A 21,779-nucleotide genomic window follows, 5' to 3' on the forward strand; every position below is an offset into this window, starting at 1 on the left:
GCGTTTTCCTGACACGAACCGGTACCCACTTCGCTCGAAAACGCTCTCACGCCGTTCAGCCGCGTATCACGCCTTGAGGGCGAGCTTGTCCTTGAGGAAATCGCGCACCGGAGCCGGCTCGACGTCCTTCGCGATGACGGCGCGCCCCACGGCCTCCAGCAGGATGAAAGTGAGCTTGCCGCGCTCGACCTTCTTGTCCTGTGACATCAGCGCCATCAGCGCATCGGCATCGGCAAGCCCTTCCTGCGCGAAGCCCGCGATGTCCTGCAAACGCGTCGGCAGGCCGGCCTCAATCAGATGCCGCTCGACGCGCGCGGCATCGGCTTCGCCGATCATGCCGAGCCTGGCCGAGAGCTGCGCCGCCAGCGTCATGCCGATCGCAACGCCCTCGCCGTGGAACAGACGATCGGAGAACCCAGTCGCCGCTTCCAGCGCGTGACCAAACGTGTGGCCGAGATTGAGCAGCGCGCGCTCGCCGGTCTCGCGTTCGTCGCGCGAGACGACGCCGGCCTTGGCGCGGCAGGAGGTCGCGATCGCATGCTCGCGCGCCGCGCCGCCCCTGGAGATGTCGGAATGGTTGTTCTCAAGCCAGGTGAAGAAGGCCTCATCGCCGAGCACGCCGTATTTGGCGACCTCGGCATAGCCGGCGCGGAATTGCCGCGGCGACAGCGTGTCGAGCACGGCGGTGTCGGCGACGACAAGCACCGGCTGGTGAAAGGCGCCGAGCAGATTCTTGCCCTGCGGCGAGTTGATGCCGGTCTTGCCGCCGACGGAGGAATCGACCTGTGCCAAAAGCGAGGTCGGGACCTGCACGAAATCGACGCCGCGGCGCAGGATCGCTGCCGCAAAGCCGGCGAGATCGCCGACAACGCCACCGCCAAGCGCGACGACGAGATCGTTGCGCTCGATCTTTGCGGCGATCAGGGCCTCGCTGACCTTTTCGAGCCCGGCATAGGTTTTCGAGATCTCGCCTTCCTCGACGACGATGCGCGATGTCGGGATGCCGGCGGCTGCGAGCGAGGCCTCGGCGGGTTCGAGCCAGTATTTTGCGACGGTGCGATCCGTCACGATCGCGGTGCGCACGCCGGGACGTAAACGCGCGACCCGTTCGCCCAGCGAGGCCAGCACGCCGCGGCCAATGACGATGTCATAGGCGCGATCGCCGAGCGCGACCTCGACGTTGACGGGATCGGAATGTTTCAAAGGCGCGGTCATCGTGCGGCACTCGCGACGTCGGCTGGTGGCGGGGACGCCTGTTCGCCGCAGAGATGGGCGCGCAGCGTCTCGATGGTCTCCTCGACGATCTTGTCGTGCGGCACGTCGCGCGAGGCGATGGTGAGGTCGGCATGGCCGTAGACCGGCTCGCGTTCGATGAGCAGGCGCGTCACGGTTCCTTCGGGGTCGGCGGTCTGGAGCAGCGGACGGTCGGCGCGCCGGCGCACGCGGCGCATGATGACGTCGGCATCGGCCTTGAGCCAGATCGAGATCGCCTTCGCCGCGATGCGGCCCCGCGTCTCCTCGCGCATGAAGGCGCCGCCGCCGGTCGCCAGCACGATGGGGCCGCCGTCGAGCAGACGCGCGATCACGCGGGCCTCGCCATCGCGGAAATGCGGCTCGCCGTGGCGCTCGAAGATTTCCGGTATGGTCATGCCGGCCGCCGCCTCGATCTCGGTGTCGGCATCGACGAAGGGCAGCTTGAGCCGGATCGCCATGCGGCGGCCGATGGTGGATTTGCCTACCCCCATCATGCCGACGAGCACGATCGAGCGCGCGCCCAGCGCCGACAGGATGTCGGCCTCGGGCGAAGCTTGGATCGGCAACGCGGCGTCGGACATTTGTCTCGCTCGAATGGGTCTCGCTCGAACCGCCGCCAAAGGCGGCATGCTTTGGCCACCTATACGACCCCAAAGGGGGCCTCGCCAGAGGACTCTTGCCACGAAACGGCGAACATGTTGGATGATTTCATTGGTTAATTCGGCCGCCCGAGACCCTCTCCGAGACCTTGCCCGATGCCCAGCCTGTTCCGCTTCCTGACGGTCGTCGCCGTGATCGCCGGCATTGTCTATGGCGTGGTCTTCGCGCTGGCGAACTTCGTCAACCCCAAGCCGCGGGAAATGACGGTGACGATCCCGGCGGACAAATTTCTCAAGAAATAGGCGCTAGGCTGCCGGGCATGCGTGCCAGATCTTCCGCTAACAAGCCCTCAGATGCCAAGCTCACCGGCCTGTTCCTCGACATGCTCGCCGCGGAACAGGGCGCCGGCCCCAATACGCTCGATGCCTACCGCCGCGACCTCGCCGATTTCTCGGAGTTTCTCGGCCGCGTCGGCCATACATTTGCGGACGCCGAGACGCAGACGCTGCGCGACTATCTCGCCGACCTCGACACGCGCGGCTTCAAATCCACCAGCGTCGCGCGGCGGCTGTCGGCGATACGGCATCTCTGCCGTTTTCTCCTCAACGAGCGCATCCGCGCTGAAGATCCCGCGGCGATCCTGTCCGGCCCCAAGCGCGGCCGCGGGCTGCCAAAGGTGCTGTCGATCGCGGACGTCGACCGCATGCTCCGCCGCGCCACGGAATTGAGTACGGCGGAAGATGCCTCGCCCTCGAAACGGCTGCGCGCTTTGCGGCTCTATTGCCTGCTCGAGGTGCTCTACGCCACCGGCCTGCGCGTCTCCGAGCTGGTGGCGCTGCCGCGCACTGCCGCAAAGCGCGACGCCCGCATGATCGTGGTACGCGGCAAAGGCAACAAGGAACGGCTGGTGCCGCTCAACGAGGCCTCGCGGCAGGCGATGGCCGATTATCTCGCCGCGACGGAAGCCGCCAAGGAAAACAACAAGACGGACAAGAAGAACAGCGTGGCGGCCTCGAAATGGTTGTTCCCCTCGTTCGGCGAGAGCGGGCATCTGACGCGGCAGCATTTTGCCCGCGACCTGAAGGAGCTCGCGGTCGCTTCCGGCCTGCAGGCCCGGCTGGTCTCCCCACACGTGCTGCGCCATGCGTTTGCCAGCCACTTGCTTCACAACGGTGCCGATTTGCGGATCGTGCAGACGCTGCTCGGCCACACCGACATCTCGACGACCCAGATCTACACCCACGTGGTCGAGGAGCGGCTGAAGAGCCTCGTTCGCGACCTGCATCCGCTGGCGGAGAAGTAAGGCTCGTGCCCCGGTCGCAGCGCAGCGTGAAACGGTGCGCTGCAGAGCCGGGGTCCATGCCGCTTGCTGGGTCCCGGCTCTGCGCAGCAGCACTGAAGAAGCGCTGCAACGCGTGCGGGACACGAGAGCCGGCCGGGACGACGATGAAACCGCCTTGACTTCGGCCACATCTCCGCAGAAAGAGCCGGGGCCTCACGATTGATTTGGCGGGCGGCCTAAGAGTGCACAAGCCAACTCATTGAAGAAGCTACACTTCTTTCCGAAGGCTCGAATCTGCTTCGCCGCCTCGCCCCGCCCTCCCTATATTGAGTTGATGCCAGACCAGATGCGCAGCTATCTCGATTTCGAAAAGCCCGTCGCCGAGCTCGATTCCAAGCTCGACGAATTGCGGACGCTTGCGGCCTCCGGCAGCGACATCACTGATGAGATCGGGCGAATCGAGGACAAGGCAGCGCAGGCGCTGGCCGACCTCTATCTGAACCTGACGCCGTGGCAAAAGACGCTGGTCGCGCGGCATCCGCAGCGGCCGCATTTCAACGACTTCATCAAGGGCCTGATCACCGAGTTCACTCCGCTCGCCGGCGACCGCAAGTTCGGCGAGGACGAGGCGCTGGTCGCCGGCTTCGGCCGCTTCCGCGGCGAGGCCATCTGCGTGATGGGCCAGGAAAAGGGCGATTCCACCGAGAGCCGCATCAAGCATAATTTCGGCATGGCGCGGCCCGAGGGCTATCGCAAATGCGTGCGGCTGATGGAGATGGCCGAGCGCTTCGGCCTGCCGGTGCTGTCGCTTGCCGATTCCGCCGGTGCCTATCCCGGCATCGGCGCGGAAGAGCGCGGCCAGGCCGAGGCGATCGCGCGCTCGACCGATGCCTGTCTGGCGCTGACCGTGCCGAACGTCGCCATCATCACCGGCGAGGGCATGTCGGGCGGCGCCATCGCCATCACCACCGCCAATAAGGTCCTGATGCTGGAGCATGCGATCTACAGCGTGATCTCGCCCGAGGCAGCCTCCTCGATCCTCTGGCGCGACGGCTCCAAGGCGCAGGAAGCCGCCAACAACATGAAGATCACCGCCCAGGACATGCTCCGGTTCGGCGTAATCGACAGCATTCTGAAGGAGCCGGTCGGCGGCGCCCATCGCGACCCCGCCGCCATGATCGCCACCACGGGCGACGCCATCGCCAAGGCTTTTGACGAGCTCCGCGGCCTCGACGGCGACGCCGTCCGCAAGCACCGACGCCAGAAATTCCTCGATATCGGCCGTAAACTGGGCTGATTCGGACGGTTTTTCGTGTCCCGGACGCGGTGCGGCACGAAGTGCCGCTCCGCAGAGCCGGGACCCAGAAACTTCCGGAGATCGCCTCAAGCATGGGCCCCGGCTCTGCAACGCACCGCTGAAGGAGCGCTGCGCTGCGTCCGGGGCACGAGAGACCTGTCCCGAGCCCCCGGTAACTCCGCGTTAACCCTTTTTTTGCCCAAATCAGCGATCTCAGTACCGGTTTGGCCGCAAGGCCCAAGTTACGGCCCAGTTTAAGTCTTCGTTGACCACACCTTTGGGCCAACGGGCTCGTGATCCCCGCTCGGGTTGCGACCACATGCCCCAGAGGTTAGAATTTTAATCAATGGCTTCAGGGCATAAGCGCTGGAGTGTGATTGCGAAAAAGCCCGTCGCGACGGGCCCGGATGGCCGGTCGGATCATGCTTCAAGATTGGGGTTTGCGCGATGCCCGGCACGGTGTGGGGTCCGTCTTGATTTCTCGTTCGCTTGCTCGCGCGGTTTTGGCTTCGGTTGCGCTTGCCGCCAGCATTGTGCTGGCCGGCTGCGATACCGATCAGGTCTCGCTCGCGACCAACGCCAAGGCCAACCAGCCGGTCCCGCCAAAACTTCTCGCCGCGATGGTCGAAAAGGACATGGACCTGCAATCGCCGATCCTGGTGCGCCTGTTCAAGCAGGAGGCCGAGCTCGAGATCTGGAAGCAGGCCCGCAACGGCCAGTTCGCCCTGCTCAAGACCTATCCGATCTGCCGCTGGTCGGGCGATTTGGGGCCGAAGGTCCGTGAAGGCGACCGCCAGGCGCCAGAGGGATTCTATTCGATCAATCCGGGCCAGATGAATCCGCAATCGGCCTATTACCTCTCGTTCAACACCGGCTTTCCCAACGCGTTTGATCGCGCGCTCGGCCGTACCGGCTCGCAGCTGATGGTGCATGGCGATTGTTCTTCGCGCGGTTGCTATGCGATGACCGACGAGCAGATCGCCGAGATCTATTCGCTCGGGCGCGAGTCCTTCTTCGGCGGCCAGAAAGCGTTCCAGTTCCAGGCCTATCCGTTCAAGATGACGCCGGTGAACATGGCCAAGCACCGGAACAACCCGAACATGCCGTTCTGGAAGATGATCAAGGAAGGCTATGATCATTTCGAAGTGACGCGGCAGGAGCCGAAGGTCGATTTCTGCGAGAAGAAGTACGTCTTCGACGCAACCAAGGCGCCCGACGCCAAGCGTGATCCGGTGTTCGACGCCTCGGCAAAATGTCCGGCCTATGTGATCCCCGAGGACATCGCCCGCGCCGTGCGCGAGAAGGATGCGCGCGACCAGGCCGAGTACAACAAGCTGGTTTCGCGCGGCACACCGGTGGCGCGCATGAACACCGGCATCGACGGCGGCATGAACAAGATCTTTGCCGCGAAGATTCCGGAAGGCTCGACCGGTCTGTCCGAGGGCGCCGAAGGCACGACCTTGCAGATGCTGGCGATGGCGAAGGCGCCGGGCACGATCCCCGGCCACGTCAATCCGCCGAAGCCGAATCTCGACGCAGCCGCGCCCTCGCCGCAGGCAGAGCCGGTCGTCGCCGTCAGCGCGCCCGCCAACGCCCGTGTCGCCAACGCCGCGCCGGCTGAGAAAGCCGGCTTCTTCTCCAACCTCGGCCGCAAGATGGGCATGGGCACCGCCGATACCACGGCGACCACGCCTCCGCCGCAGGCCACCGCGTCCGTCGCCCCGGCCGCGCCGTCGACAACGCCGCCCACCGCAGCGTCGAGACTGAAAGCCGCAGTGACCCGGTTCGTGCCGGGACACGACAAATCCAAAGATACGGCCAAGGAGGCGCCGAAGCCGATCGTGGCCGCCAAACCCGCCGAGCCGGCGAAGCCCGACACCCGCCTCGCCGCGACGCGCCCGGCGCTGAAGCCGTCGGTATCGGATGGTGCCGGTGAAGCGACACAGATCATGGGAGCTGCGCCGGTCATGTCATCGAACTCGTTCGACAGCCGCTTTGGGGCGGTGAAGTAGGACGAATCTAATCGCTTACAACGGTTTCCTGCATTTTAGGTGCCGCCGTTGCGCCAGCAGCGTGCCTGATACTATTCAAGTCCAAGAAGCTGAGACTTGGACCGGGAGCAAACCGAGGAGATCGCTGGCACACTTTGGACGGAGAGCGAGATCTCCGCAGTGGTCGATAGCTATTTTCAGATGTTGACCTCCGAGAGGGCGGGCGTTGCCTACAGCAAGGCGCAGAATCGGCGCCAGCTCATGACGACCGTGCATCGGTCTGAAGGCTTGATCGAACGCAAGCTTCAAAACATCTCCGCCGTTCTCGATATGCTCGGAACGCAGGTGGATCAACGGCTACAAGCCGTTAACGCACGATCAGGATGCTTTGGTGGCTGCCGTCGAGCGTAACGTCGGACGAGCGCCGGATTTTCTTTGCCCTGCGAGCATCGACATTCAACCGCTGACGCTCAACGATGATGCCGTCTTCGTTGCTCCGCCATCTGTTGCAGACTTCGAGAAGACAATGACACCCGCCGGCTGGTCGGAAAGTCGGTCCCAGCCGAGCGCGATGCCAGGAATCGTCAATTGGGGAAAGCCGCCTGGAGGATGACGTTCGCTGGGTTTCCGACCAGCGTTTTGGCTCATGTCTGGGCTACTTGCACTTGATGATATCCAGCTTAAGATATACAAATATATTGTATATCGTGGAGCAAGCAATGTTGGTTTCCAAATGGGGCAACAGCCTTGCGGTTCGCTTGCCCAAGAGACTCGTTGAAGCCTTGAACCTCGCCCCCGGCGACGAACTCGACGTCGTGAAGGCCTCGAAAGGCCAGATCGCGGTGGAGAAGATCGACAAGCGGGCAGAATTTCTCAAGCAGGCGGAACAGTTCCAATTTCCCCTGCCCGAAGGCTACGAATTCGACCGCGACGAGGCGAACGAGCGGTGAGCGCTTTCTTCGACAGCAACGTCCTGATCTATGCCTTTTCGACCGACGTCCGGCGGCAGCGCGCATTGACCACGATTGCCGGCGGCGGTGTCATCAGCACACAGGTGCTGAACGAGTTCACCAACGTGTTGCGCAAGAAGCAGAAACAGGATTGGCCTGTGATCGAAGCTGCGGTGCAATCGATCCGGTTTCGCTTTCCGGATACTGCACCGCTCACCGCCGACACGCACGCCGCGGCGCTTGCGCTTGCCCGCGACCACACGCTTGCTTTTTACGACGCGCTGATCATTGCCGCTGCGATCGAAGCCGGATGCGACACGCTCTACAGCGAGGACATGCAGCACGGCCGCAGCATCGGCGGACTCACCATTCTCAATCCGTTTCTCGGAAGCACGCCGTGAACGCCCCACACCAAGCGATCTGACAGTCCGCAAGTTATCTACGGCGCCAGATACCGCAGCAGCTCCGGATTGCCCTTCACCTCGCCCGCCTTGCCCTGCAGCGCGACGCGGCCGCGGTCGAGCACATAGGCGTAATCGGCAACGCGCAGCGCGAGATCGAGGTGCTGCTCGACGATGATGACGGCGATGTTTTTCGCGAGCTCGATCAGGCGTTCGGTGATCTCCTCGATCACGCCGATCCAGACGCCTTCGGTCGGCTCGTCCAGCAGCAGCAGTTTTGGATCGCCCAGCATGGCGCGGCCGATGGCGAGCATCTTGCGCTCGCCGCCGGAAAGCGTGCCGGCGGGCTGGTCGAGGCGCTGGCCGAGCTTCGGGAAGATGGTCAGCACGTGGTCGACCGCGTCGGCCTTCCTGCTCGCAAGCGAGCCGACCGCGAGATTGTCGCGCACCGACAGGCGCGCGAACACCGAGTGCTCCTGCGGCACGTAGCCGATGCCGGCGCGCACGCGCTCCTGGGTGGCGCGGCGGCTGATGTCGCGGCCGTCGAAGGCGAGTTCGCCCTTCCACGCCGGCAGCTCGCCGACGATGGTCTTCATCAACGTGGTCTTGCCGGCACCGTTGCGGCCGAGCACGGCGACGCCGCCGCGCCAGGGAATGCCCAGGTTGACGTCGAACAGGACCTGGCTGCGGCCATAGCCGGCATCGAGATGCTTGATGTCCAAAAATTCAGGCACGGCGCAGATAGATCTCCTGGACGGATTTGTTGGCCTGGATCTCCGACACCGTGCCTGACGCCAGCACCTTGCCCTGGTCGAGCACGGTGAGACGGTCGCAGATATCGCGGATGAAATCGAGGTCGTGCTCGACGATGACGAGCGAGCAATGCTTTTTGATCGGCTGCAACAATTCGCCGGTGACGCGGCGCTCCTCCAGGCTCATGCCGCCGGTCGGCTCGTCGAGCAGCAGAAGTTTCGGCTTGCCGGCAAGCGCCATCGCGATCTCCAACCATTGCTGCTGGCCGTGCGACAGCGCCGCCGCTGCATCGAAAGCGCGGTCGGCAAGGCGAAATTGCGTCAGCATGGTCATGACCTGGTCGTGCAACGCGCCCCGGGTGCGCGAGAAAACGAGGTCGAGCAGCGAGGACTGCGCCTGGAGCGCGAGCAAGATGTTGTCGTAGAGCGTCAACGACGGCAGCACGCTGGTGATCTGGAATTTCAGGCTCATGCCGGCGCGGGCACGCTCGGTCGGCGTGAACGCAGTGATGTCGGTGTTGACGAAGGAGACCTTGCCCTGCGTCGGCACCTCGGCCCCTGCAATGCATTTCATCAGCGTGCTCTTGCCGGAGCCGTTCGGACCGATCAGGCCGTGAAACTCGTTCTCGCCGACGGTGAGCGCGGCGCCATCGAGCGCAGTGAGCTTGCCAAAGATTTTTTTGACGCCGGCGGCTTCAAGGAGCGGCATTGCGCTTCTCCTTTTCGGTCTCCTTGGGCCTGGCACCAAAACTGCCGACCCGCTCGCGCTCGCCGAGCACAAAGCTGATCAGGCCGAGCGGCCGAAACAGAATCACGAGCAACAGCAGCACGCCAAGGATGATCGGCCAGACCTCGCGGTAATTGTCCGACAGCCAGAAGCTGACGCCCTCGACGATGACAGCGCCGATGACCGCGCCGATCAGCGTGCCAGAGCCGCCGAACAGCACGTAGAGCACGACTTGCGTCGAGACCACGACGCCGACCATGTTGGGCCAGACGAACCCTTCGTGGAAGGCATAGAGGCTGCCGGCGAGGCCCGCGACGGCGCCGCCGATCGCGAAGATGATCGCCTTCAGATGCTGCGCCTTGTAGCCGAAGAAGGCGATCCGCTGCTCGTTTTCGCGCAGGCCCGCCAGCGCAAGGCCAAACTGCGAGCGCACCAGGAAGCGGCAGAGGAGATAGACCACAATGAGGATGCCGAGCACGAGATAATAGAAGGACGGCCCTTCCGAGAATTCGTAACTGCCGAGCGTCATCGACGAAATCGAGGGGATGCCATTCTGGCCGCCAAGATAGTACCAGCCGCGCGCGAGCCGATCGGCGGCGTAGGAGCCGGTGAGTGTGCCCAGGGAGACGAAGATCACGCTGGAGGGATGCCGTCCCAGCAGCAGGAAGCCCCCGAGCAGCAGCGCGAAGGTCAGGCCGATCAGCGTTCCCGCGGGCAGCACCAGGAAGATGTTGGTGATATCGAGGTCGCGCGCGAGCAGCGCCACACCGTACCCGGCTGAGCCGAAGAACAGCGCCTGGCCGAAACTCATGATGCCGGCATAGCCCCACACCAGATCGAACGACAGCGCGAACAGCGCGAGGATAATCACGCGCGTGGCGAACACCGTGAGGTAGTCTTGCAGCACCAGCGGCGCGAGCAGCGCCGCGACGAGCACGACGCCCTCCACGATCGGCAGGACCTTTCGTCCCGAAGCGGCCTGCCCTGCCGTCCCGCTGCCACCCATTGCGACGTCCGCCTCCCCGCCGATCTCAGCGGGGATCGCCTGTTTTACTGCGCCCATCGATTTCGGCATTCGACCTTAGCATTCCTTGGGATCGACGAGCCCGTCGCTGCGTCCGACGATCTCGTAGTTTCCAGCCTTGGCGACCGCGGTGTACATCTTCATCTTGCAGTGCCGCTTGCCCGGCACCATCTCCGCTGGTCCGCCCGGTCCTTCAGCGATCTTGGCGTGGTCGAGGGCTGCGGCCACCGAGTCGCGATCGACCTTGCCGGCCTCCTTGACGGCCGCTTCCCACAGCTTGAGGCCGCGATAGGTGCCGGTCGCGGCACTGCCGGCCGCGAACAGGAAGTTACCCGGAAAATCCTTCTCGTAGGCCGTCTGGATCTTTGCGTCGAACGGGTTCTCCTTGGTCAGCACCTTGAAATAATCGAGACAGCTTGCGAGCCCCTCGATCTCGGCGGCCTGGTTGATGTTGAGCGTGTTCTCGTCATAGTAAACGCAGGCGAGACGCCCACCGTTCTTGAGGAAGCCCGCTTCATAGAGCTGCTTGAAGAACGGGCCGACACCGGGCGGAATGACGGTGTTGAAGACGACGTCGACCTTGTTGGAGATGATGCGGTTGACGGTCGAAGAGAAATCGACCTGGTCAAGCGGGTAGTATTCCTCGAACACGACCTCGCCGCCGTTGGCCTCGATCACCTTGCGGGCGTAGACGTTGAGCGTGTGCGGCCAGACATAGTTGGCGCTCGGCAGCGCGAATTTCTTGCCGCCGTTCTTGATCAGCCAGGGAATGAATTCGTCGCACTGCTGCGCCGGCGTCGGCCCGGTGCAGAACAGATAGGGCGTGCACTCCTTGCCTTCATAGAGCTGCGGATAGATGTAGAGCGTCTTGCCGCGCGCGACGATCGGATCCTTGATCGCGTTGCGCATCGACGAGGTGATGCCGCCGAGCACCATGTCGACCTTGTCGCGCTGGATCAGCTTTCGGACGTTGCCCACCGCGACCGATTCGTTCGACGCGGTGTCCTCGATGTAGAGCTCGAGCGGACGGCCGAGCAGGCCGCCGGCATCGTTCATCTGCTTGACCAGCATCTTGGCAACGTTGGCGTCCGCCGTGCCGGCGTACGCAATCGGGCCGGTGAGGTCCGTCGCGATGCCGACCTTGATCGGACCTCCCGCTGCATTGGCCCAGGGCGCCGGAATCACCCAGCTGCCGACACCGGTCGCGACTGCGCCGGTTGCGAAGGCGAAATTGGAGAGGAAACGACGTCGGGTGAGATTGGTGCGTTCTGCAAACATATTTAAACCCCTCTTCCAGCGATGAGGCCCTGTGGCCGGAATTTGATGAAAACAATGGCAAGCACGAAGACGAGAACATCGGCGACGACGGGCGCCATCACCCAGGGCAACGCGGCGCTGAGCGTACCGATGACGCCGGCGCCAGCGACCGGCCCGATGAAGGAGCCGACGCCGCCGACCATGACGGCGACAAATCCCTGGATCAGGAAGCGCAGGCCGAGATCGGCGTAGAGACTGAACACGGGGACGATCAGTGCACCGGCAAGGCCGGCAAGCGCGGAGCCAAAGGCGAAGGTGGCGCCGTACATCAGCGGCGTTGAAATGCCCGAGGCGCGCGCCAGCGACGGGTTTTCCAGCGTGGCGCGCATGCGCAAGCCGAAGTTCGTGCGCGACAGCAGGAGATAGCAGCAGACCATCACCAGCAGCGTGATGACGATGATGGTGAAACGCCAGGCCGAGATGTGCATGGCGCCGATGTCGATCGAGCCGCCGATCGGCTCCGGCACGGTGAGATAGAAGCCGCCGATCAGTCCGCGCACGGTCTCACGGATGATCAGGCCGAGCGCATAGGTGCCGAGCATGGCCACGATCGGCGCGGCGTAGAACCGGCGAATGATCAACGCCTCCAGCACGAAGCCGAGCGCGCCGACCACGAAGGGCGCCGCGACCATGCCGGCCCAGATCGGCAGGCCCTTGGCGTAGGCGAGATAGGTGATGTAGGCGCCGAGCAGGACGAACTCGCCCTGCGCGAAGTTGAAAATGCCCATCATGCTGGCGATGATCCCGAGCCCCAGCACGATCAGGACGATGATCGCACCAAAGCTCAGGATCTCGAACGCCGCGACGAACGCGTTAGCCATGCGCTAAAATCCCGCTCGTCTGCATCCATGCCTCGCTCACATCTTCTTCCAGTCGCCGATCTGCTCGAAGGCGTGGGCGGCGCGGTAGATGGTGGTTTCCTCGAACATGCGGCCGACCAGCATCAGGCCGACGGGCAGGCCGTCGACCATGCCGCAGGGCAGCGACATCGCGGGATGGTGGGTGATGTCGAACGGCGCGGTATTGGAGATCATCTCCAGCGCGCGCGCGACGTAGTCTTCGCGGCTGGCCGTGGGCTCCGGCAGCTTGGTCGCCTTCATCGGTGTGGTCGGCAGCAGCAGCAAATCGTAGTCCTTGAAGGCCTTGTCGTAGGCCGCGGTCAGGCGTCGGGAGATGTTGAGCGCCTTGCCGTAATAGCGGGGACCAAAAGTGTTGTTGATGTAGGTGCCGAGCAGCAGGAACAGTTTTGTGGTCTCGGACAGTGAATCCGCCTGCCGCCGCCAGCCACGATGGAAATCCATCAGCGTGGTCGAATAGAGGTCGGACCGGCTCAGGCCGTAGCCGTCGCCATACATCATGGTCTGGGTCATGCCCTCGGTCCCGATCGGCGTCCAGATCGCGGGGCCGACGAGATGCATCGGGATCGAGACGGTCTCGACAGTGGCGCCGAGGTCCCTGAAGCGTTTTGCGGCTTCGCGAACGCTTTCGTTGACGGCGGCTTCCGCGGTCGCCTGCTCAAAGCCTTCCTTGAGGATGCCGATCTTCATGCCTTTCACGCCCTGGCCGAGCGCCTTGGTGTAGTCCTCGACCTTGGGCGCCTTGATGCGCGGATCGTAGCCGTCGTCGCCGGCGAGCACTTCGAGCAGCAGCGCGTTGTCGGCGACCGTTGCCGTCATCGGGCCGGTGTGATCGACGAAAACCTCGATCGGCATGATGCCGGTGTAGGGCACGAGGCCCCAGGTCGGCTTCATGCCGTAGGTGCCGCAGAACGAGGACGGCATGCGGATCGAGCCGCCCTGGTCGCCACCGATCGCCATGTCGACCTCGCCGAGCGCGACGACGACGCCTGAGCCCGAGGACGAGCCGCCGGCCGAATAGCCCATCTTGTGCGGATTGTGCACCGCGCCGACCGCGTTGGTGTGGCTGCCGCCGGACATGCAGAAGGATTCGCAATGCACTTTTCCGGCGATCTCGGCGCCGGCATCGAGCATACGTGTGACGATGGTGGCGTCGAAATCGGGAACGTAGCCTTCGAGTGTCGCCGAGCCGTTCATCATGGGAACGCCGGCGAGCATGATGTTGTCCTTCAACGCGACGGTCTTGCCCTTGAGCTTGCCGCTGGCAGCGCCCTTCACTGTCGACTTGCGATACCAGGCGTTGCGCGGGTTCTCTTCCGGTGAGGGCCGATAGCCCGGCGTGCGCGGATATTTGACCTCCGGCACCTCGTCCGGCATGGCTCCGACGAGATTGTAGGCTTCGATCGAGCCCTGCATCAGGCCGCGGAACGAGGCGACATCGTCGTCGGTCAGCGAAAGGCCGCACTGGTCGGCGACACTGCGAAGTTGGGCTGGCGTGGGAAGGACAACTGTCACGGCGCTCTCCTCAAAGGCTTCTTGATCCCTGGCGTTGGATCCTCATGGGCGCGCGTGCACGGCGCGGGCCAGTCGGCTCCACTTCGATATTACAGGCGGAAATATTTTCCTTTTCAAGTATTATTTCACGAATGTGCCGGACCGGAGGGACGACCTGAGGTCAGAGCGTCTTGATGAGCCTGAAGTCGAGGCCGTCCGCTTCGGCGAGGTACATCGGCATCTCGGCGCGGCCATCGCGGATGGTGACGGGACCGCGGCCTGCCGAATAGACGGTGTTGCGCGCCGCCTTCAGCAGCGGACGCAAGGCCAATGAGCCGGCACGGTTGGCGACGGACTCCAGGAACCGCAGCCCCTCATAGTTCGACTGGCCGACCGAGCCGACCGGCGGCGCGTGCGGGCCGAACATGGCCTGATAAGCGCAGAGGAATTCGTCATTGGCGCGCGAGGCCATGCAGTTGAAATAGCCGGAGGCGCAGAACAAGTTCTCGGTGTTGTCGGCACCGATGCCGAGCAGCACGGTCTCGTCCATCGCGCCCGCGAGCCGCAGCGTCGAGGTCGCGAGGCCCGCTTCCGCGAAGGCGCGGTTGAAGGTGATGCTGTCGGTGCCGATCAGCGAGATCAGCACCACGTCCGGCTTGGCAGCGCGGATGCGCGCCAGATGCGCCTCGTGATGGTCTTCGCCGACGGGGACGAACTCCTCGCCGACGACCTGGCCGCCAGCTTCCTTGATGTAGCGCTTCACCGCGCGATGCGACAGCCAGGGCCAGACATAGTCGCTGCCGATCAGATACCAGCGCGCCGCCTTCTTGACGTCCGCGAGCCAGTGGATCGAAGGCCGGCTCTGCCAGCGCGGCGTCTCGCCGATCGCCATCACGCCCGGCGTACGCTCGCCGCCCTCATAGACCGGCGTGTAGATATAGGGGATCCGATTGCCGGTGACCTTGCGCAAGGCAACGCGCACGGCGCTGATATGCGAGCCCATGATGAGGTCGACCTCGTCGAAGGCGATCGCCTGCTCGGCGCGCCGCAGCACCTCGTCAATCGGGCCGCCGGAATCGTAGATCGACAGCTCGAGCTCGCGACCCAGAATGCCGCCGCGCCTGTTGATCTCGGCAACCGCCAGCATTGCGCTGTTGGTCGAGGTCGGGCCCCAGATTCCGGGCGAGCCGGTGAAGGTGAGAAAATTGCCGATGCGGAGCTTGTCGCGCGCGCCGCGGCGCTTCATGAAATGCGCGTCGATCGGAGACAGGTCGAAGTCGGTCGCGACGGGCGACAGATTCCGCAACAGCATGGACGGCGGCAACGCCGGACCGCCGTGAGCCGGGAAGTTTACCGTCGTGTGCACGCCAACTCCTGTCTGGCACCAGACCTGAAAGCACATTGAGCAGGCGGCCGCGGCATCCGCCCTTTTGTTGGGCAATATCCTATTTTGAAAATATTGAATATTCAAGAATTGAAGTGCATATAGATGCAGCATCGATTGCAAGACATTCACTCATTTGGGTCAAGACAAAGTCTTAGCCGTGGCAAAACCAAACTCCCCGATCACCGAACACCTCGCCTACCTGCTCGCGCAAGCTAACCGGGAGATCAACCGGCAGCTCGAACTGCGGTTGAGCAAGGAAGGCGTGCCCGTCGAGCAATGGCGCATCCTGAAAGTGCTGTCGGATGGCAACGGCCATTCGATGGGCGAGCTTGCGGATGCCGTGCTGCTCAACCATCCGACGCTGACCAAGATGATCGACCGCATGGTCTCGGACACGCTGGTCTACCGCGTGCAGGACCCGAACGATCGCCGCAAGGTGCTGATGTTCATCTCCGATCGCGGCAAGGTGCTGAGCAGGAAGCTCAACTCGCTCGCGGTCGACCAGGAGGAGCACATCCTGGAAAGCTACGGCGACAAATCGACCAGCGAGTTGAAGCGGCTGCTGGAGAGCTTGATCGACAGCTCGAATTAGAGCGGTGGCGTAGCACACGCTCGGCACGTCCTCCCGGACAAGCGAAGCGCACAGCGGGCACCACATACTCGCTGTCATCGCCCGCCTTGTGCGCAATTGCGCACTGGGGCGGGCGATCCAGTATTCCAGAGACTGATATGACGGAACCGAGAGGTTGCGGCGTACTGGACGCCCGGTCAAGCCGGGCGACGTCAGCGGAATTTAACGGCTAAGCGTACCGCCCATGGCAGTGCTTGTACTTCTTGCCGCTGCCGCACGGGCAATCCTCGTTGCGGCCGATCTTGCCCCAGCTGGCCGGGTTTTTGGGATCACGCAGTGCCGCGTCGGTGGCCTGCGCTCCGAGCGAGACGTGGGCGAGCGCCATTTCGTCCTCGCCGGTGTTCGGATCGAACTTGTGCGCTTCCATCTGCGGCAGCACCGGGGCTTCCTGCTCCGGCGGCACGATCTCGACCCGCATCAGCTGCGCGGTGACGGCCTCGCGCAGATGCGCGCTCATCTCCTGGAAGAGATTAAAGGCCTCGGTCTTGTACTCCTGCAACGGATCGCGCTGGCCGTAGCCGCGCAGGCCGATGACCTGACGCAGATGGTCGAGCATGATCAAATGCTCGCGCCAGAGATGGTCGAGCGTCTGGAGCAAAATGGTCTTCTCGACGTAACGCATCACGTCGGGGCCCCATTGCCCGACCTTGGCGGCCATGTGCTCGTCGGCGCGGGTCTCGATGCGCGTGAGCAGCTCTTCGTCGGCGATGCCTTCTTCCTTGGCCCAGTCCTCGACCGGCAGGTCGAGATCGAGCACGCGCTTGAGCTCTTCCTTCAAGCCCGCGACGTTCCACTGCTCGGCATAGGCATGCTCGGGCACATGCTTGGCCACGAGGTCGTCGATGAAGGCGTGACGCATGTCAGTGACGGTCTCGGCGACGCTGTCGTCCTTCATCAGGTCGACGCGCTGGTCGAAGATCACCTTGCGCTGGTCGTTCTGGACGTTGTCGAACTTGAGCAAATTCTTGCGGATGTCGAAGTTGCGGGCTTCGACCTTCTGCTGCGCCTTCTCCAGCGCCTTGTTGATCCAAGGATGGATGATGGCCTCGCCCTCTTGCAGGCCGAGACGCTGCAGCATGCTGTCGAGGCGATCCGAGCCGAAAATGCGCATCAGATCGTCTTCCAGCGACAGGAAGAACTTCGAGCGGCCGGGGTCGCCCTGACGGCCGGAACGGCCGCGGAGCTGGTTGTCGATGCGGCGGGATTCGTGGCGCTCGGAGCCCATGATGTAGAGGCCGCCGGGCTTCTTCACGGTCTTGGCGGGCTTCGAACCCTTCGCCGGCTCGATCTCGACCTCTTCCTCGGCCTTCAGCACGATGTCGCGGAAGTGCTCGATATCGGCCTTGATCTGTTCGATCTTCTTGGCCTTCTCGGCCTCGTCCTCGATGCCCCCGGTCTCCTGAAGGATCCGCATATCGAGCGAGCCGCCGAGCTTGATGTCGGTGCCGCGGCCGGCCATGTTGGTCGCGATCGTGATCGCGCCGGGCACGCCGGCTTCCGCGACGATATAGGCTTCCTGCTCGTGGAAGCGCGCGTTCAGCACCGCGAACAGCTTGGCCGGCTTGCCGGCGCGGGCGGCGGCGTACAGCTTCTGCATCGAATTTTCGTTGCCGAAATCGATCTGCCGGTAGCCGTGCTTCTTCAGATATTCGGCGATCACTTCCGATTTTTCGATCGAGGCGGTGCCGACCAGCACCGGCTGCAATCGCGCATTGGCGCGCTCGATCTCGGCCAGGATCGCGGCGTATTTCTCGTTCTGGGTGCGATAGACCTCGTCGTCCTCGTCCAGACGAGCGACCGACAGATTGGTCGGGATTTCCACGACCTCGAGCTTGTAGATGTCGAACAATTCGTCGGCTTCGGTCAGCGCCGTGCCGGTCATGCCGGCAAGCTTTTCGTACATCCGGAAATAGTTCTGGAAGGTGATCGAGGCCAGCGTCTGGTTCTCCGGCTGGACCTGGACATGCTCCTTGGCTTCCAGCGCCTGGTGCAGGCCTTCGGAATAGCGGCGGCCCTGCATCATGCGGCCGGTGAACTCGTCGATGATCACGACCTCGTCGTCGCGGACGATGTAGTCCTTGTCGCGGGTGAACAGCGTGTGGGCGCGCAGCGCCTGGTTGATGTGGTGCACGACGGAGACGTTCTCGACGTCGTAGAGCGACTCGCCCTTGAGCTGGCCGGCATCGCGCAGCAGCGTCTCGATCTTCTCCATGCCGCCTTCGGTGAGCGTCACGGTGCGCTGCTTCTCGTCGACCTCGTAGTCGGTCTTGTCGAGCTTGGGCAGGAAGCCGTCGATGGTGTTGTAGAAGTCGGAGCGGTCGTCGAGCGGGCCGGAGATGATCAACGGCGTGCGCGCTTCGTCGATCAGGATGGAGTCGACTTCGTCGACGATCGCGTAGAAGTGCGGCCGCTGGACCATGTCCTCGAGCCGGTACTTCATGTTGTCGCGCAGATAGTCGAAGCCGTATTCGTTGTTGGTGCCGTAGGTGATGTCGCAGGCATAAGCCGTCTTGCGCTCGGAATCGTCCAGGCCGTGGACGATCACGCCGGTGGTCATGCCGAGGAAGCCGTAGATCTGGCCCATCCAGGCGGAGTCGCGGCTGGCGAGGTAGTCGTTGACGGTGACGACGTGGACGCCCTTGCCGGCGAGCGCGTTGAGATAGACCGCGAGCGTCGCAACCAGCGTCTTGCCTTCGCCGGTCTTCATCTCGGCGATGTCGCCCTCGTGCAGCACCATGCCGCCGATCAGCTGGACGTCGAAATGGCGCTGGCCGAGCGTGCGCTTGGCGGCTTCACGGACCGTGGCGAAAGCGGGGACCAGGAGGTCGTCCAGCGTTTTGCCCTCGGCGATCTCTTTCCTGAAGTCGGCGGTGCGGGCCTTGAGCGCCTCGTCGGAGAGTTTCGAGACCTCGGGCTCCAGCGCGTTGATCGCGCTGACGCGGGACTGATATCCCTTCACCCGCCGGTCGTTGGCGGAGCCGAAAAATTTGCGGGCGAGCGCGCCGATCATGCCTGGTTCCTGTGTTCGCGATTCAACCGCGTTGCAGCCGAGAGGTTGTCACCCGCCTGCCCATCAACTCACCGTGACGCCTGGTGGCGCCGGAGCCCGGACTGCGGGGTCCATCCGCCATATGGGTGGGAGTTGGGCAAGTCTGGGTTCAACGGCCAAAAACGTAGCAAAATAAACGCCATCGCCATGGACGCGACCGCGCAGAGATATGGCCCGGTCAGGGCCTTGTCAACGGCGGGCGCATTGCGGCTAATTCATCATTTTGACAGACTTTTCGCGTTGCCAAGGCCCCCTGAATTGGGCGAGTGTCCGCCCCGCTCGAGCAGCCCCCTGCTTCAACAAAAGGATTTTCCATGACCACCTCGTTCCCGGTAACAACCGGCCAGCGTTTCCGCCACGCGTCCGCCCTGGCTGGCTGCCTCGCTTTGGCGCTGTCCCTGGCGTTCGCGGGCCCGCTCCGGGCCGCCGACGATCCGGTACTGGCGAAGGTCAATGGCGCGGAAATCAAGAAGAGCGACGTCGCCATGGCCGAGGAGGAACTCGGGCCGAGCCTCGCCCAGATGGACCCGGCGACCAAGGACGAGAACGTCCTGTCCTTCCTGATCGACATGAAGATCGTCGGCAAGGCCGCCGAGGACAAGAAGGTCGCCGACGGCGAGGAGTTCAAGAAGCGCCTCGCATTCGCCCGCAACCGCCTGCTGATGGACAGCCTGCTCGCCGGCGAGGGCAAGGCCGCCATCACCCCGGACGCAATGAAGAAGGTCTATGACGAGGCCTCCAAGCAGATCACCGGCGAGCAGGAAGTTCGCGCGCGCCACATCCTGGTCGAGACCGAGGACGAGGCCAAGGCGGTGAAGGCCGAGCTCGACAAGGGTGCCGATTTCGCCGAGCTCGCCAAGAAGAAATCCAAGGATCCGGGCTCGGCCGACGGCGGCGACCTGGGCTTCTTCACCAAGGAGCAGATGGTGCCGGAATTCTCGGCGGTCGCCTTCGCGCTCGAGCCGGGCAAGATCTCCGATCCCGTGAAGTCGCAGTTCGGCTGGCACGTCATCAAGGTCGAGGAAAAGCGCAGCCGCAAGGCGCCGGACTTCGAGCAGGTCAAGGCCCAGATCGAGCAGTATGTCACCCGCAAGGCCCAGGCCGACTACGTCGCCAAGCTGCGCGCGGAAGCCAAGGTCGAGCGGCTGGACCAGCCGGCCGATGCGGCAAAGGACGCCAAGCCGGCTGATGCGGCCAAACCTTCCGATGCCAAGCCTTCCGATGCGAAGCCCTCCGACAGCAAGATGGCGCCCCCGGCGAAGAAGTAAGAATTCGCTGTCACTTCACGGACGCCAATAGTATCTAACGTCGCAATGGCCGGGCCAAAAGTGCGAAGCACGTCTTCGCACTGGATGTCCCGGCCATCTGCATGTCCAGACCTCACCAAGGCGCCCCGATGTCCTCCTCCGTTTCTCCCCTCGCCCCGAAAAACGTTCCCGACATGCCCGTGATCGCGGGCGTCCGCCTTGCGACGGCCGAGGCCGGCATCCGCTACAAGAACCGCACCGACGTTCTGCTCGCGGTGATGGACAAGGGTACCGCGGTCGCAGGTGTCTTCACCAAATCGAAATGCCCGTCCGCGCCGGTGGAATGGTGCCGCGCCAAGCTGAAGGGCGGCAAGGCGCGGGCGCTGGTGGTCAATTCCGGCAATGCCAATGCCTTTACCGGCAAGACCGGCCGCAGCTCCACCGCGCTGACCGCGAAGATCGCGGCCAAGGCCGTCGGATGCCCCGAGGGCGAAATCTTCCTGGCCTCGACCGGCGTGATCGGCGAGCCGCTGGATGCGACCAAGTTCGACGGCGTGCTCGGGCGTCTCGCGGAAACCACCGAGGCCGGCGATTATCTGGCGGCCGCCAAGGCGATCATGACCACCGACACCTTCCCGAAGGTCGCGACCGCGACCGTGAAGCTCGGCAAGGCCAAGGTCACGATCAACGGCATGGCCAAGGGCGCCGGCATGATCGCGCCCGACATGGCGACGATGCTGTCGTTCGTCTTCACCGACGCGCCGATCGCGCCCGCCGCGCTGCAGGCGCTGCTCAAGAGCGGCGTCGAGGACACCTTCAACGCAGTGACGATCGACGGCGACACCTCGACCTCGGATACGCTGCTGGCCTTTGCCACCGGCGCTGCCGCCGAACACGGCGCGCCAAGGATCAGCCGCGCCGGCGACCCGCGCCTGAAGGCCTTCGTCAAGGCGTTCAACCAGGTGCTCGCCAGTCTTTCCGAGCAGGTGGCCCGCGACGGCGAAGGCGCGCGCAAGCTGGTCGAGATCACGGTCGAGGGTGCCAAGACCAAGACGTCGGCACGCAAGATCGCGATGTCGATCGCCAACTCGCCGCTGGTGAAGACCGCGATCGCCGGCGAAGACGCCAATTGGGGCCGCGTGGTGATGGCGGTCGGCAAGGCCGGCGAACCGGCCGACCGCGACAAGCTCTCGATCTCCTTCAACGGCATCCGCGTCGCCAAGAGCGGCGCGCGCGATCCGTCCTATGACGAGGCGCAGGTGTCGGAGGCGATGAAGGCACCGGAGATCTCGATCAAGGTCTCGCTCGGCCTCGGCAAGGGCCGCGATCGCGTGCTGACCTGCGACCTCACCAAGGAGTATGTCGCGATCAACGGGGATTACAGGTCGTAGCCCATCTCCTCGCCCCGTTCTTGCGGCTGTCGAATTCACACATATTGCGGAGGAATTTGATTGCTGATTCCGTGAGTTGAGTGATGATTCGCGGGAGCGAGCGATGTCTGGGATGGATTACGGTCTGG

At 63.8% G+C, this 21,779-nt stretch carries 21 protein-coding genes; 11 read left to right on the plus strand and 10 right to left on the minus strand.

The genetic code is table 11. From position 1 onward, the window contains the following. Nucleotides 1–66: 66 nt before the first annotated feature. Together aroB and IVA74_RS04115 are read right to left on the minus strand one after the other, a co-directional pair. The gene (aroB, locus tag IVA74_RS04110; RefSeq protein WP_247340103.1) at nt 67–1,215 is read right to left on the minus strand and encodes a 3-dehydroquinate synthase; all 1,149 of its coding nucleotides are present in this window, start codon (nt 1,213–1,215) and stop codon (nt 67–69) included. Continuing rightward, the gene (locus tag IVA74_RS04115) at nt 1,212–1,835 is read right to left on the minus strand and encodes a shikimate kinase (RefSeq protein ID WP_247340104.1); all 624 of its coding nucleotides are present in this window, start codon (nt 1,833–1,835) and stop codon (nt 1,212–1,214) included. Before IVA74_RS04115 ends, aroB begins: the two co-directional genes overlap by 4 nt. A gap of 174 nt (nt 1,836–2,009) precedes the next feature. Between IVA74_RS04115 and IVA74_RS04120 the strand changes: the two genes are divergently transcribed. The 8 genes from IVA74_RS04120 (at nt 2,010) to IVA74_RS04155 (ending at nt 7,775) form a co-directional block, all read left to right on the plus strand. Next, on the plus strand, nt 2,010–2,156 hold the full coding sequence (locus IVA74_RS04120) for a histidine kinase (RefSeq protein WP_247340106.1): 147 nt from the start codon (nt 2,010–2,012) through the stop codon (nt 2,154–2,156). A 17-nt stretch (nt 2,157–2,173) separates the two neighbouring features. Continuing rightward, on the plus strand, nt 2,174–3,157 hold the full coding sequence (gene xerD, locus IVA74_RS04125; RefSeq protein WP_247340108.1) for a site-specific tyrosine recombinase XerD: 984 nt from the start codon (nt 2,174–2,176) through the stop codon (nt 3,155–3,157). 313 nt (nt 3,158–3,470) lie between these two features. Continuing rightward, entirely contained in the window at nt 3,471–4,433 is a 963-nt protein-coding gene (locus tag IVA74_RS04130; protein ID WP_247340112.1) for an acetyl-CoA carboxylase carboxyltransferase subunit alpha, read from the plus strand. Between the two features lie 473 nt (nt 4,434–4,906). Continuing rightward, nucleotides 4,907–6,445: a murein L,D-transpeptidase family protein gene (locus IVA74_RS04135; RefSeq protein ID WP_247340114.1), complete on the plus strand. Its 1,539-nt coding sequence runs from the start codon at nt 4,907–4,909 to the stop codon at nt 6,443–6,445. Between the two features lie 96 nt (nt 6,446–6,541). Next, nucleotides 6,542–6,835 (plus strand): hypothetical protein, encoded by a 294-nt coding sequence (locus IVA74_RS04140; protein WP_247340116.1) that lies wholly within the window; start codon nt 6,542–6,544, stop codon nt 6,833–6,835. Further along, nucleotides 6,816–7,037: a hypothetical protein gene (locus IVA74_RS04145; protein ID WP_247340118.1), complete on the plus strand. Its 222-nt coding sequence runs from the start codon at nt 6,816–6,818 to the stop codon at nt 7,035–7,037. The genes IVA74_RS04140 and IVA74_RS04145 overlap by 20 nt, the downstream gene beginning before the upstream one ends. Before the next feature lie 106 nt (nt 7,038–7,143). Then, the gene (locus IVA74_RS04150; protein WP_247340121.1) at nt 7,144–7,374 is read left to right on the plus strand and encodes an AbrB/MazE/SpoVT family DNA-binding domain-containing protein; all 231 of its coding nucleotides are present in this window, start codon (nt 7,144–7,146) and stop codon (nt 7,372–7,374) included. Beyond that, entirely contained in the window at nt 7,371–7,775 is a 405-nt protein-coding gene (locus tag IVA74_RS04155) for a PIN domain-containing protein (RefSeq protein ID WP_247340122.1), read from the plus strand. The genes IVA74_RS04150 and IVA74_RS04155 overlap by 4 nt, the downstream gene beginning before the upstream one ends. Before the next feature lie 38 nt (nt 7,776–7,813). Here IVA74_RS04155 and IVA74_RS04160 read toward each other — a convergent pair whose 3' ends face one another. The 7 genes from IVA74_RS04160 to IVA74_RS04190 form a co-directional block, all read right to left on the minus strand. Next, nucleotides 7,814–8,509, minus strand: a complete 696-nt coding sequence (locus IVA74_RS04160; RefSeq protein WP_247340123.1) for an ABC transporter ATP-binding protein — start codon at nt 8,507–8,509, stop codon at nt 7,814–7,816. Continuing rightward, the gene (locus IVA74_RS04165; protein ID WP_247340128.1) at nt 8,502–9,236 is read right to left on the minus strand and encodes an ABC transporter ATP-binding protein; all 735 of its coding nucleotides are present in this window, start codon (nt 9,234–9,236) and stop codon (nt 8,502–8,504) included. Before IVA74_RS04165 ends, IVA74_RS04160 begins: the two co-directional genes overlap by 8 nt. Next, nucleotides 9,223–10,329, minus strand: coding sequence for a branched-chain amino acid ABC transporter permease (locus tag IVA74_RS04170; RefSeq protein ID WP_247340132.1), 1,107 nt, complete (start codon nt 10,327–10,329; stop codon nt 9,223–9,225). The genes IVA74_RS04165 and IVA74_RS04170 overlap by 14 nt, the downstream gene beginning before the upstream one ends. 6 nt (nt 10,330–10,335) lie before the next feature. Continuing rightward, entirely contained in the window at nt 10,336–11,556 is a 1,221-nt protein-coding gene (locus tag IVA74_RS04175; RefSeq protein ID WP_247340133.1) for a substrate-binding protein, read from the minus strand. A 2-nt stretch (nt 11,557–11,558) separates the two neighbouring features. Further along, nucleotides 11,559–12,416: a branched-chain amino acid ABC transporter permease gene (locus IVA74_RS04180; protein WP_247340134.1), complete on the minus strand. Its 858-nt coding sequence runs from the start codon at nt 12,414–12,416 to the stop codon at nt 11,559–11,561. A 36-nt stretch (nt 12,417–12,452) separates the two neighbouring features. After that, nucleotides 12,453–13,967: an amidase gene (locus IVA74_RS04185; RefSeq protein WP_247340135.1), complete on the minus strand. Its 1,515-nt coding sequence runs from the start codon at nt 13,965–13,967 to the stop codon at nt 12,453–12,455. A 160-nt stretch (nt 13,968–14,127) separates the two neighbouring features. Then, the gene (locus IVA74_RS04190; protein ID WP_247340136.1) at nt 14,128–15,312 is read right to left on the minus strand and encodes a substrate-binding domain-containing protein; all 1,185 of its coding nucleotides are present in this window, start codon (nt 15,310–15,312) and stop codon (nt 14,128–14,130) included. A 178-nt stretch (nt 15,313–15,490) separates the two neighbouring features. Between IVA74_RS04190 and IVA74_RS04195 the strand changes: the two genes are divergently transcribed. Next, nucleotides 15,491–15,925, plus strand: coding sequence for a MarR family transcriptional regulator (locus IVA74_RS04195; RefSeq protein ID WP_247340138.1), 435 nt, complete (start codon nt 15,491–15,493; stop codon nt 15,923–15,925). A 208-nt stretch (nt 15,926–16,133) separates the two neighbouring features. On the opposite strand, the gene secA is transcribed toward IVA74_RS04195, so the two are convergent. Next, complete coding sequence (gene secA, locus IVA74_RS04200; RefSeq protein WP_247340140.1) at nt 16,134–18,974, minus strand: preprotein translocase subunit SecA; 2,841 nt, start codon at nt 18,972–18,974, stop codon at nt 16,134–16,136. 353 nt (nt 18,975–19,327) lie between these two features. Here secA and IVA74_RS04205 point away from each other — a divergent pair, with 353 nt between their 5' ends. After that, entirely contained in the window at nt 19,328–20,281 is a 954-nt protein-coding gene (locus IVA74_RS04205) for a peptidylprolyl isomerase (RefSeq protein ID WP_247340148.1), read from the plus strand. A gap of 128 nt (nt 20,282–20,409) precedes the next feature. Further along, complete coding sequence (argJ, locus tag IVA74_RS04210) at nt 20,410–21,651, plus strand: bifunctional glutamate N-acetyltransferase/amino-acid acetyltransferase ArgJ (protein WP_247340150.1); 1,242 nt, start codon at nt 20,410–20,412, stop codon at nt 21,649–21,651. Nucleotides 21,652–21,779 lie beyond the last annotated feature (128 nt).

It is taken from the genome of Bradyrhizobium sp. 132 (genome assembly GCF_023074185.1).
Classification (GTDB): domain Bacteria; phylum Pseudomonadota; class Alphaproteobacteria; order Rhizobiales; family Xanthobacteraceae; genus Bradyrhizobium.